Source organism: Acidovorax sp. KPB24-03, assembly GCF_057546605.1.
Genome location: NZ_BAAJYR010000097.1, coordinates 1 through 12586 on the forward strand (window position 1 = coordinate 1; position 12586 = coordinate 12586).

General features: G+C 61.3%; 6 protein-coding genes, 1 tRNA gene and 3 pseudogenes. All 10 read left to right on the plus strand.

The genetic code is table 11. The annotated features are described in order from the left end of the window. Positions 1–13: 13 nt before the first annotated feature. Positions 14–89, plus strand: a tRNA-Trp gene (locus AC27KI_RS12570). Positions 90–178: 89 nt separating this feature from the next. Continuing rightward, complete coding sequence (secE, locus tag AC27KI_RS12575) at positions 179–562, plus strand: preprotein translocase subunit SecE (RefSeq protein ID WP_272550594.1); 384 nt, start codon at positions 179–181, stop codon at positions 560–562. Next, positions 562–1155, plus strand: coding sequence for a transcription termination/antitermination protein NusG (gene nusG, locus AC27KI_RS12580; RefSeq protein WP_272566782.1), 594 nt, complete (start codon positions 562–564; stop codon positions 1153–1155). Before secE ends, nusG begins: the two co-directional genes overlap by 1 nt. Positions 1156–1242: 87 nt before the next feature. After that, entirely contained in the window at positions 1243–1695 is a 453-nt protein-coding gene (gene rplK / locus AC27KI_RS12585) for a 50S ribosomal protein L11 (protein ID WP_487089644.1), read from the plus strand. A 1-nt stretch (position 1696) separates the two neighbouring features. Continuing rightward, positions 1697–2392, plus strand: coding sequence for a 50S ribosomal protein L1 (gene rplA, locus AC27KI_RS12590; RefSeq protein ID WP_272566783.1), 696 nt, complete (start codon positions 1697–1699; stop codon positions 2390–2392). A gap of 236 nt (positions 2393–2628) precedes the next feature. Further along, a pseudogene (gene rplJ / locus AC27KI_RS12595) lies at positions 2629–3154 on the plus strand (50S ribosomal protein L10). 39 nt (positions 3155–3193) lie between these two features. After that, positions 3194–3572: pseudogene (gene rplL, locus AC27KI_RS12600) on the plus strand (50S ribosomal protein L7/L12). 275 nt (positions 3573–3847) lie between these two features. Continuing rightward, positions 3848–7960: a DNA-directed RNA polymerase subunit beta gene (gene rpoB / locus AC27KI_RS12605; protein WP_284414555.1), complete on the plus strand. Its 4113-nt coding sequence runs from the start codon at positions 3848–3850 to the stop codon at positions 7958–7960. Between the two features lie 17 nt (positions 7961–7977). Then, complete coding sequence (gene rpoC, locus AC27KI_RS12610) at positions 7978–12213, plus strand: DNA-directed RNA polymerase subunit beta' (protein ID WP_272566789.1); 4236 nt, start codon at positions 7978–7980, stop codon at positions 12211–12213. A 121-nt stretch (positions 12214–12334) separates the two neighbouring features. Further along, positions 12335–12586 (plus strand): annotated as a pseudogene (locus tag AC27KI_RS12615) (LemA family protein); the annotation flags it as partial.

Here is a 12586-nt window from a genome sequence, read left to right on the forward strand (position 1 = left end):
AAAGCGTGAATGTAGGGGTATAGCTCAATTGGCAGAGCGTCGGTCTCCAAAACCGAAGGTTGTAGGTTCGATTCCTACTGCCCCTGCCACTTGATCGTGGCAATCACAAGCCCGCCAGGCCCTGGCGGGCTTCGGTGTCTTGTGGATGCCGAAACTTAAAGTAAGAAACCAGTTAAGTATGGCCACGTCTCAAGTTGAAACTGTTAGTACGGGCGCTGATAAAGCCAAGCTTGCTGCGGTGGTGGCAATTGTTCTTGCAGCGATTGCCGGATTCTATTTGCTTGGAAAGCAAGGGCCGATTGTCCAGTGGGCTGCGTTGCTTGTCGGGCTTGCAATTGCAGTAGCTGTGTTTTTGGTGTCCGAGCCTGGCCGTCAGTTCGTGGGTTTCGCGCAGGATGCCTGGCGTGAAGTCAAGAAGGTTGTCTGGCCCACGCGGAAAGAGACGCTTCAAATGACGGCATACGTTTTTGCGTTTGTTGTCATCATGGCGCTTTTTCTCTGGTTCACCGACAAGACCTTGGAATGGGTTTTGTACGATTTGATTCTGGGGTGGAGAAAGTAATGACGGACGCTATCGAAGTCAGCGGCACTGACGCTGCCAGCCCGGCCACTCCTGTGAATCCTGATTTGCGGTGGTACATCGTTCACGCTTATTCCGGCATGGAAAAGGCGGTTGAGCGCAACATCGTGGAGCGCATCGGTCGCGCTGGCATGCAGCAGAAATTCGGCCGCATTCTCGTTCCGACCGAAGAGGTCGTTGAAATGAAGAATGGTCAGCGCAAGACCACTGAACGTCGACTCTTTCCCGGCTATGTGTTCGTGGAAATGGTCATGGACGATGACACCTGGCACTTGGTCAAGCACACGAACAAGGTGACGGGTTTTGTTGGTGGTGCCAAGAATCGCCCGGCTCCTATTTCTGAAGAAGAAGTTCAGAAGATCGTCAGCCAAATGCAGGAAGGCACGGACAAGCCTCGGCACAAGATTGAATTCATGGTGGGTGAACTGGTTCGGGTTAAAGAAGGTCCGTTCACTGATTTCAATGGCTCTGTCGAAGAAGTCAATTACGAAAAAAGCCGGGTACGCGTTTCCGTGATGATCTTCGGCCGTTCTACCCCCGTAGAGTTGGAATTTGGTCAGGTCGAAAAAACCTGATTGTTTGGATTCGCATTTTTCGACTCGGTGCGAATTGTTTGATGAGTCGTAAACCCCGGGGAGCTGAGGCCACTGGCCTAGGCGCTAATACCCGCAAGGAGTAAACCATGGCGAAAAAAAATCGTCGGTTTTATCAAGCTGCAAGTTCCAGCTGGTAAGGCCAATCCATCCCCACCAATTGGCCCTGCACTGGGTCAGCGTGGTCTCAACATCATGGAGTTCTGCAAGGCGTTCAACGCGCAGACCCAAGGTGTGGAACCAGGTCTGCCACTGCCCGTGGTCATCACGGCATTTGCCGACAAGAGCTTCACCTTCATCATCAAGACGCCGCCTGCGACGACCTTGATCAAGAAGGCCATCAAGCTTGAAAAGGGCTCTGCCAACGCATTGAGCACCAAGGTCGGCAAGATCACTCGTGCGCAGCTCGAAGAGATCGCCAAGACCAAGATGAAGGACATGAACGCTGCCAATGTCGACGCCGCTGTGCGCACGCTGGCCGGTTCCGCTCGCTCGATGGGCGTGACGGTGGAGGGCTTATAAAATGGCCAAGCTGACCAAGAAACAAAAAGCCCTGCAAGGCAAAGTCGACAGCAACAAGCTGTACGCGTTCGCTGACGCCGTCGTGATCGTGAAGGAAGCCGCTACGGCCAAGTTCGACGAATCCATCGATGTGGCCGTTCAGCTTGGCATTGATGCCAAGAAGTCTGACCAAGTGGTTCGCGGCGCCGTGGTGCTGCCGAACGGCACTGGCAAGACGACCCGTGTGGCGGTGTTTGCCCAAGGCGCCAAGGCTGAAGAAGCCAAGGCTGCTGGCGCTGACATCGTTGGCATGGACGACCTGGCCGCGATGGTCAAGGCCGGTGACATGCCTTTCGACGTGGTGATCGCCGCCCCCGACGCCATGCGCGTTGTGGGTACGCTGGGTCAAATCCTCGGCCCACGCGGTCTGATGCCAAACCCCAAGGTGGGCACTGTGACGCCTGACGTCGCTACGGCCGTGAAGAACGCCAAGGCAGGTCAAGTGCAATTCCGCGTCGACAAGGCCGGTATCGTGCACAGCACGATCGGCCGCCGCTCGTTCGACAACGACAAGCTTCAAGGCAACTTGGCTGCGTTGATCGAAGCGCTGACCAAGGCCAAGCCTGCAACCAGCAAGGGCGTGTACCTGCGCAAGGTGGCTGTGTCTTCCACGATGGGCCTGGGTGTCCGCGTGGATACGCAATCCATCGCAGCGTAATTGCAAGAAATCTTCGAATCCATCCCCGGATGGGTTTGATGTGGTGGGCTGCGGCTGCTTCGGTCGCCGCAGGCCATCCAAGACCGTTGGTGCGCGAACCGGTCGCGCTTAAATCCATAGTGATGCCAACGCAGATGGCGATCCCGCTGCAGATGGAAAATTTTCCTGAACAGTTGGTCGCTGCAACAAGAGCGTGTATGAGGCCTGTGCCGAGTGCGCATTTTAAGGAGTAGACCTTGAGTCTTAATCGCAGTGAGAAAGAAGCGGTCATCAGTGAAGTGACCAGCCTCGCCGCTAAAGCTCAAACGCTTGTGATCGCGGAGTACCGTGGCATCACGGTCGCCGACATGACCAAACTGCGTGTTGATGCTCGCAGCAAGGGCGTGACCCTGAGTGTTCTGAAGAACACCCTGGCTCGCCGTGCTGTGGCTGGCAGCGCGTTTGACGTGGTGGCAGACCAGATGACCGGTCCGCTGATCTATGGCTTCTCCGAAGACGCTGTGGCCGCCGCTAAGGTGGTGGCCGATTTCGCGAAGACCAACGACAAGTTGGTGATTCGCGGTGGCGCTTTCGGTGGCAAAGCCCTGGATATCAACGGCGTTAAGCAACTGGCTAACATTCCTCCCAAGGAAGTTCTGTTGGCTCAGATTTGCGGCTTGCTTATGTCCCCCATTTCGCGTACGGCCGTTGTGCTGGGCGCGTTGGCGGCCAAAAAAAGGCGAAGGCGCTGCCGAAACGGCCGCCGAACCTGTCGCGGCTTGATTGCCCGGCAGACAACCAACCAATTGTTAGGAAATAAAAATGGCATTCGATAAAGACGCATTTTTTGACCGCGCTGGACAGCATGACGGTTCTGGAACTCAATGAGCTGGTGAAGGCCATTGAAGAAAAGTTTGGCGTGAGCGCAGCCGCTATGGCCGCTCCTGCTGCTGGCGGCGGCGGCGGTGCTGCTGCAGCTGCAGAAGAGCAAACGGAATTCAACGTGGTGCTGACCGAAGCCGGCGCCAACAAGGTGTCCGTGATCAAGGCCGTGCGCGAAATCACCGGCCTGGGTCTCAAGGAAGCCAAGGATCTGGTGGACGGCGCTCCGAAGAACGTCAAGGAAGGCATTGCCAAGGCCGACGCCGAAGCTGCCGTCAAGAAGCTGGTGGAAGCTGGCGCCAAGGCTGAACTCAAGTAATTCGCCTGGATTCCAGGGCTGGGGGCTCCGCAAGGGCTCCCAGCCTTTGGTGCTTATGGGGTTCACGCCCAGAGCGCACCAGAAAGCAGTGCCCACGCCACTGCTTTCTAGTGTCTTCTGACCATCCCGACAGCAGAAGATACCTTGGTTCGGGTGATGTGCAACGCATCGCCGTCCGCCATGGTTGGTAGTGGCCAACCGCCAAGCCTGCAAGGAAGCGCCCTTGCAGGTCAGTCGTCGAAGACCCAGGACTCATGTCTTTGCCCGGAGATCTCATGGCCTATTCCTATACCGAACGCAAGCGGATTCGCAAAAGTTTCGGCAGCCGCGACAGCGTGCTGGAAGTCCCTTACCTGCTGCAGATGCAGAAGGACGCATACACCGCGTTCCTGCAAGCTGACAAAGCCCCCCAGAAAAGAACCGTAGAAGGCTTGCAGGCCGCGTTCGACGCTGCTTTCCCGATCGTCTCGCACAATGGGTTTGTCGAGATGAAGTTCATCGAGTACAACCTCGCCAAGCCGGCATTCGATGTGCGTGAATGCCAGACCCGTGGTTTGACTTTTGCCTCGGCCGTGCGGGCCAAGGTGCAGTTGATCATCTATGACCGCGAGTCCTCCACGTCGCAGTCCAAGGTCGTCAAGGAAGTGAAGGAGCAAGAGGTCTACATGGGCGAGGTGCCTTTGATGACCGACAAGGGCTCGTTCATCATCAACGGCACGGAACGTGTGATCGTTTCGCAGCTGCACCGCTCGCCCGGCGTGTTCTTCGAGCACGACAAGGGCAAGACCCACAGCTCGGGCAAGCTGCTGTTCTCGGCGCGCATCATTCCCTACCGCGGTTCGTGGCTGGACTTCGAGTTCGATCCGAAGGACATCCTGTATTTCCGTGTGGACCGCCGCCGCAAGATGCCGGTCACGATCCTGCTGAAGGCCATCGGCCTGAACCCCGAATCGATCCTGGCGAACTTCTTCGTCAACGACAACTTCCGCCTGATGGACAGCGGCGCGCAGATGGAGTTCGTCTCCGACCGCCTGCGTGGCGAAGTGGCACGTTTCGACATCACCGACAAGTCGGGCAAGGTGGTCGTGGCCAAGGACAAGCGCGTCACGGCCCGCCACACCCGCGAACTGGAGCAGTCCGGCACCACGCACATCAGCGTGCCCGAAGACTTCCTGATCGGCCGCGTGGTGGCGCGCAACATCGTCGACGGCGACACCGGCGAAATCATTGCCAAGGCCAACGAAGAGCTGACCGAAGCGCTGCTCAAGAAGCTGCGCTCCGCCGGCGTGCAGGACCTGCAAGTCATCTACACGAACGAACTCGACCAGGGCGCCTACATCTCGCAGACGCTGCGCATCGACGAAACGGTGGACGAATTCGCTGCGCGCGTGGCGATCTACCGCATGATGCGCCCCGGCGAGCCGCCGACGGAAGACGCGGTGCAGGCCTTGTTCCAGCGCCTCTTCTACAACCCCGACACGTACGACCTGTCGCGCGTGGGGCGCATGAAGTTCAACGCCAAGATCGGCCGCGACGAATCCACCGGCCCGATGGTGCTCTCCAACGAAGACATCCTGGCCGTGGTCAAGATCCTCGTGGACTTGCGCAACGGCAACGGCGAAGTCGATGACATCGATCACCTGGGCAACCGCCGCGTGCGTTGCGTGGGTGAGTTGGCCGAGAACCAGTACCGCACCGGTCTGGCACGTATCGAGAAGGCCGTGAAGGAGCGTCTGGGCCAGGCCGAACAAGAGCCGCTGATGCCGCACGACCTGATCAACTCCAAGCCGATTTCTGCGGCGCTCAAGGAGTTCTTCGGTGCGTCCCAGCTGTCGCAGTTCATGGACCAGACCAACCCGCTGGCCGAAATCACCCACAAGCGCCGCGTATCGGCCCTTGGCCCGGGTGGTCTGACCCGCGAGCGTGCCGGTTTCGAAGTGCGCGACGTGCACGTGACCCACTATGGCCGCGTGTGCCCGATCGAAACGCCGGAAGGCCCGAACATCGGGCTGATCAACTCGCTGGCCCTGTACGCCCGCCTGAACGAGTACGGTTTCATCGAAACCCCGTACCGCCGTGTGGTGGACGGCAAGGTGACCGACCAGATCGATTACCTCTCCGCCATCGAAGAAGGCAAGTATGTGATCGCCCAGGCGAATGCCACGCTCGACAAGGAAGGCCGCCTCACGGGCGACCTGGTGTCGGCACGTGAAAAGGGCGAGTCGACCTTGCTGAGCGCCGAGCGTGTGCAGTACATGGACGTGTCGCCTGCACAGATCGTGTCGGTGGCCGCCTCGCTCGTGCCGTTCCTCGAGCACGACGATGCGAACCGCGCACTGATGGGCGCCAACATGTCCCGCCAGGCCGTGCCCGTGCTGCGTCCGGAAAAGCCCATGGTGGGCACCGGCATCGAGCGCGTGGCTGCCGTGGACTCGGGCACCGTGGTGACCGCCAACCGCGGCGGCGTGGTGGACTATGTGGATGCGACCCGCATCGTGGTCCGCGTGAACGACGCGGAAGCGGTGGCCGGTGAAGTGGGCGTGGACATCTACAACCTCATCAAGTACCAGCGTTCCAACCAGAACACCAACATCCACCAGCGCCCCATCGTCCAGAAGGGCGATGTGCTGGCCAAGGGGGATGTGATCGCCGACGGCGCATCGACGGACTTCGGCGAAATCGCCATCGGCCAGAACATGCTGATCGCGTTCATGCCCTGGAACGGCTACAACTTCGAAGATTCGATCCTGATCTCCGAACGCGTCGTGGCAGAAGATCGCTACACCTCGATCCACATCGAGGAACTGGTGGTCATGGCCCGCGACACGAAGCTGGGCGCCGAAGAAATCACGCGCGACATTCCGAACCTGTCGGAACAGCAGCTGAACCGCTTGGACGAGTCCGGCATCATCTACGTGGGTGCCGAAGTGCAGCCCGGCGATACGCTGGTGGGCAAGGTCACGCCGAAGGGCGAGACCACGCTGACGCCCGAAGAGAAGCTGCTGCGCGCCATCTTCGGCGAGAAGGCCTCCGACGTGAAGGACACCTCGCTGCGCGTGGACCAGGGCTCGCAAGGCACTGTGATCGACGTGCAGGTGTTCACCCGCGAAGGCATCCAGCGCGACAAGCGCGCCCAGCAGATCATCGACGACGAACTCAAGCGCTTCCGCCTGGACCTGAACGACCAGCTGCGCATCGTGGAAGCCGACGCGTTCGACCGGATCGAAAAGCTGCTGAACGGCCGCGTGGCCAACGGCGGCCCGCAAAAGCTGGCCAAGGGCACGAAGATCGACAAGGCCTACCTGGCCTCCGTCGAGAAGTTCCACTGGTTCGACATCCGCCCGGCGGAAGACGAAGTGGCCACGCAGCTGGAATCGATCAAGAACTCGCTGGAGCAGACGCGCCACAGCTTCGATCTGGCTTTCGAGGAAAAGCGCAAGAAGCTCACGCAAGGCGACGAGCTGCCTGCGGGCGTGCTGAAGATGGTCAAGGTGTACCTGGCCGTCAAGCGCCGCCTGCAGCCCGGCGACAAGATGGCCGGCCGCCACGGCAACAAGGGTGTGGTGTCCAAGATCGTCCCGGTCGAAGACATGCCCTACATGGCCGACGGCACCCCTGCCGACATCGTGCTGAACCCGCTGGGCGTGCCATCGCGCATGAACATCGGACAGGTGCTCGAAGTGCACTTGGGCTGGGCCGGCAAGGGCATCGGCCAGCGCATCGGCAACATGCTGCAGGAGCAGGCCAAGGCGGCCGACATGCGCAAGTTCCTCGAAGAGGTGTACAACTCGCGCGGCCGCAAGGAAGACCTGTCGCAGTTCAACGACGATGAACTGATGGCCATGGCCGGTCACCTCACCAACGGCGTGCCGTATGCCACCCCGGTGTTCGACGGCGCTTCGGAAGAAGAGATCAAGGACATGCTCAAGATCGCCTATCCGGACGACATCGCCGAGCGCAAGGGCCTGACCTCCGCACGCACGCAGGCTTACCTGTTCGACGGCCGCACCGGCGAGCGCTTCGAGCGCCCGACCACCATCGGCTACATGCATTACCTGAAGCTGCACCATTTGGTGGACGACAAGATGCATGCCCGCTCCACGGGTCCTTACTCGCTCGTCACGCAGCAGCCTCTGGGCGGCAAGGCCCAGTTCGGTGGCCAGCGCTTCGGGGAAATGGAAGTGTGGGCGCTGGAAGCCTATGGCGCCGCTTACGTGCTGCAGGAAATGCTGACCGTGAAGTCCGACGACGTGCAGGGCCGTACCAAGGTGTACGAGAGCATCGTCAAGGGCGAACACGCCATCGAGGCCGGCATGCCGGAATCGTTCAATGTGCTGGTCAAGGAAATCCGTTCCCTGGGCCTGGACATCGAACTCGAACGTTCTTAATCGAAGGGACTAGGTTTATGAAGTCACTACTCGACCTGTTCAAGCAATTCACCCCGGACGAGCATTTCGATGCCATCCGCATCGGCATGGCGTCGCCCGAAAAGATCCGTTCGTGGTCTTTCGGCGAAGTGAAGAAGCCCGAGACCATCAACTACCGCACGTTCAAGCCCGAGCGCGACGGTCTGTTCTGCGCCAAGATTTTTGGTCCCATCAAGGACTACGAATGCCTGTGCGGCAAGTACAAGCGCCTCAAGCACCGCGGTGTGATCTGCGAGAAGTGCGGCGTTGAAGTCACGCAGACCAAGGTGCGCCGCGAGCGCATGGGCCACATCGATCTGGCCGCGCCTTGCGCCCACATCTGGTTCCTGAAGTCGCTGCCATCGCGTCTGGGCTTGGTGCTGGACATGACGCTGCGCGACATCGAGCGCGTGCTGTACTTCGAAGCGTATGTGGTGACCGACCCCGGCATGACCCCGCTGAAGAAGTTCAGCATCATGTCCGAGGACGACTACGACGCCAAGCGCAAGGAATACGGTGACGAGTTCATCGCCAAGATGGGCGCGGAAGGCATCAAGGACCTGCTCGAAGCCATCGATATCGACCTCGAAATCGAAAAGCTGCGCGGCGATCTGACCGGCTCCGAAGTCAAGGTCAAGAAGAACGCCAAGCGCCTGAAGGTGCTGGAAGCCTTCAAGAAGTCCGGCATCAAGCCCGAGTGGATGGTGCTGGACGTGCTGCCCGTGCTGCCGCCGGACCTGCGTCCGCTGGTGCCGCTGGACGGTGGCCGCTTCGCGACCTCCGACCTGAACGACCTGTATCGCCGCGTCATCAACCGCAACTCGCGCCTGCGCCGCCTGCTGGAGCTGAAGGCCCCGGAAATCATCGCGCGCAATGAAAAGCGCATGCTGCAGGAAGCCGTCGATTCGCTGCTGGACAACGGCCGCCGTGGCAAGGCCATGACGGGCGCGAACAAGCGCGCCCTCAAGTCGCTGGCCGACATGATCAAGGGCAAGAGCGGCCGCTTCCGCCAGAACTTGCTGGGCAAGCGCGTGGACTACTCCGGTCGTTCCGTGATCACCGTGGGTCCGACGCTCAAGCTGCACCAGTGCGGTCTGCCCAAGCTGATGGCGCTGGAGCTGTTCAAGCCTTTCATCTTCTCGCGCCTGGAAGCCATGGGCATCGCGACGACGATCAAGGCCGCCAAGAAGGAAGTCGAATCCGGCACGCCGGTGGTGTGGGACATCCTGGAAGAGGTCATCAAGGAACACCCGGTCATGCTGAATCGTGCGCCCACGCTGCACCGTTTGGGCATCCAGGCGTTCGAGCCCATCCTGATCGAAGGCAAGGCCATCCAGCTGCACCCGCTCGTCTGCGCGGCCTTCAACGCCGACTTCGACGGTGACCAGATGGCCGTTCACGTGCCGCTGTCCGTGGAAGCGCAGATGGAAGCCCGCACGCTGATGCTGGCCTCCAACAACGTGCTGTTCCCGGCCTCTGGCGAGCCCTCCATCGTCCCGTCGCAAGACGTGGTGCTGGGCCTGTACTACGCCACCCGCGATCGCATCAACGGCAAGGGCGAAGGCCTGGTGTTCGCCGACACCGGCGAAGTGCAGCGCGCTCTCGATGCCAACGAGGTCGAACTGGCCGCGCGCATCACGGTGCGTCTGACCGAGTGGACCAAGGACAAGGAAACGCGTGAATTCGTGCCTTCCACGTCGCTGGTGGAAACGACCGCCGGCCGTGCGCTGCTGTCCGAGATCCTGCCCAAGGGCCTGCCCTTCAGCAACATCAACAAGGCGCTGAAGAAGAAGGAAATCTCCAAGCTCATCAACGTGAGCTTCCGCAAGTGCGGCCTGAAGGAGACGGTGGTCTTCGCCGACAAGCTGCTGCAGAACGGTTTCCGCCTCGCCACGCGCGCCGGTATTTCCATCTGCGTGGACGACATGCTGGTGCCGCCGCAAAAGGCCGGGATCATCGAGCGTTCCGAGAAGGAAGTGAAGGAGATCGAACAGCAGTACGTGTCCGGTCTGGTGACGGCTGGCGAACGCTACAACAAGGTGGTGGACATCTGGGGCAAGGCCGGCGACGAAGTGTCGAAGGTCATGATGGCGCAGCTGGCCAAGCAAAAGACCACCGACCGCCACGGCAACGAGGTGGACCAGGAGTCGTTCAACTCCATCTACATGATGGCCGACTCCGGCGCCCGCGGCTCCGCAGCGCAGATTCGCCAGCTGGCCGGCATGCGCGGCCTGATGGCCAAGCCGGACGGCTCCATCATCGAGACCCCCATCACGGCCAACTTCCGTGAAGGCCTGAACGTGTTGCAGTACTTCATCTCCACCCACGGTGCCCGTAAGGGCCTGGCGGATACGGCGCTGAAGACGGCCAACTCGGGCTACCTCACCCGCCGTCTGGTGGACGTGACGCAGGATCTCGTGGTGACCGAAGAAGACTGCGGCACCTCCAATGGCTCGCTGATGCGCGCCATCGTCGAGGGCGGTGAAGTCATCGAATCGCTGCGCGACCGCATCCTGGGCCGTACCACGGCCGACGAAGTGCTGCACCCCGAAACGCGCGCAGTGCTGGCCCCTGCCGGCCAGATGCTCGACGAAGACCTCATCGAGGAACTCGAAGTCGCCGGCGTGGACGAGGTGAAGGTGCGCACGGCGCTGACCTGCGAAACCCGCTATGGCCTGTGCGCCAAGTGCTACGGACGCGATCTGGGCCGCGGCGGCCTGATCAACCTCGGCGAAGCCGTGGGGGTGATCGCTGCCCAGTCCATCGGCGAACCCGGCACGCAGCTGACCATGCGCACGTTCCACATCGGCGGCGCCGCTTCGCGCGCTGCCATTGCATCGAGCGTGGAGGCCAAGTCCAATGGCGTGATCGGCTTCAACGCCACGATGCGCTACGTGAGCAACACCAAGGGCGAGCTGGTGGTGATCGCCCGTTCCGGCGAGATCGTCATCCATGACGAACACGGCCGCGAGCGCGAGCGCCACAAGGTGCCGTACGGTGCGACGCTGGCGGTCAAGGCCGACCAGACGGTCAAGGCCGGCACCATCCTCGCCAACTGGGACCCGCTGACCCGCCCGATCATCACGGAGTTCGCCGGCCAGGTGAAGTTCGAGAACGTCGAGGAAGGCCTCACGGTCGCCAAGCAGGTGGACGATGTGACGGGTCTGTCCACGCTGGTCGTGATCGATCCGAAGCGCCGCGGCTCCGCCAAGGTGGTGCGCCCGCAGGTCAAGCTGATCGACGCGCAAGGCCAGGAAGTGAAGATCCCCGGCACCGACCACTCGGTGACCATCGGCTTCCAGATCGGCTCGCTGATCCAGGTGCGCGATGGCCAGGACGTGGGCCCCGGCGAAGTGCTGGCGCGGATTCCGGTCGAAGGCCAGAAGACCCGCGACATCACCGGCGGTCTGCCCCGCGTGGCCGAACTGTTCGAAGCGCGCTCGCCCAAGGACAAGGGCATGCTGGCCGAGATCACCGGTACGGTGTCCTTCGGCAAGGAAACCAAGGGCAAGGTGCGCCTGCAGATCACCGATCCGGACGGCAAGGTCTGGGATGAACTGATCCCCAAGGAAAAGAACATCCTGGTGCACGAAGGCCAGGTCGTGAACAAGGGCGAGTCCGTGGTGGACGGCCCGGCCGATCCGCAGGACATCCTGCGCCTCCTGGGCATCGAAGAGCTGTCGCGCTACATCGTCGATGAAGTGCAGGACGTGTACCGCTTGCAGGGCGTGAAGATCAACGACAAGCACATCGAGGTGATCGTTCGCCAGATGCTGCGCCGCGTCGTGGTCGAGGCCCCGGGCGAGTCCAACTACATCGCCGGCGAGCAGGTCGAGCGTTCGGAGATCCTGAACACGAACGAGGCGCTGCAGGCCGCAGGCAAGATCCCTTCGACGTACAGCAACGTGCTGCTGGGGATCACCAAGGCTTCGCTGTCGACCGATTCCTTCATCTCGGCCGCTTCCTTCCAGGAAACGACCCGCGTGCTCACCGAGGCTGCCATCATGGGCAAGCGCGACGAGCTGCGTGGCCTGAAGGAAAACGTCATCGTGGGTCGCCTGATCCCTGCCGGTACCGGCCTGGCCTACCACCAGGCGCGCAAGGCCAAGGAAGCCATGGACGACGCCGAGCGCCGCGCCATCGCCGATGCCGAAGCCGCTGAAATGGCTGCCACGACCGAAGACTCGTCCGACGTCGAAAGCACCACCAGCCTGGGCGATGCCACGGCCCAATAAGCCACGGTACGCTCCCTGAAACGCTCCCGCTCTGCGCTTTGGCAGACCGGGAGCGTTTTCTTATCCGTCTTCTCTTTTTTTTGCGCCGAGCCCGCGGACCCCTGCGGGCTCGGCAGATGCAATGCTGTCCTCCTGGATCTTTCTTGCCCTGCTGCTGTTCTGGGCCGTGGGTGCCTACAACCGGATCGTGCGATTGCGCTCGGCCGCCATCCAGGCCTTCGGTGGCCTGGACGCACACCTCATGCGCATGATGGCCATGCTGGGTGAATACGAGGCTGCGCAGGGTCCCGCGCCCGCGGCCCATGCCGATGCGCGGGCGGCGCTGTGGGCCGCCACCACCCAGTTCGGCGCGTCGCTGGCCGTAGCGCGGGGC

What these genes read in the sequence shown, in the direction of transcription:
- secE (WP_272550594.1), top strand. Translation starts at nt 179, where the DNA reads ATGGCCACGTCTCAAGTTGAAACTGTTAGTACGGGCGCTGATAAAGCC.
- nusG (WP_272566782.1), top strand. Translation starts at nt 562, where the DNA reads ATGACGGACGCTATCGAAGTCAGCGGCACTGACGCTGCCAGCCCGGCC.
- rplA (WP_272566783.1), top strand. Translation starts at nt 1,697, where the DNA reads ATGGCCAAGCTGACCAAGAAACAAAAAGCCCTGCAAGGCAAAGTCGAC.
- rpoB (WP_284414555.1), top strand. Translation starts at nt 3,848, where the DNA reads ATGGCCTATTCCTATACCGAACGCAAGCGGATTCGCAAAAGTTTCGGC.
- rpoC (WP_272566789.1), top strand. Translation starts at nt 7,978, where the DNA reads ATGAAGTCACTACTCGACCTGTTCAAGCAATTCACCCCGGACGAGCAT.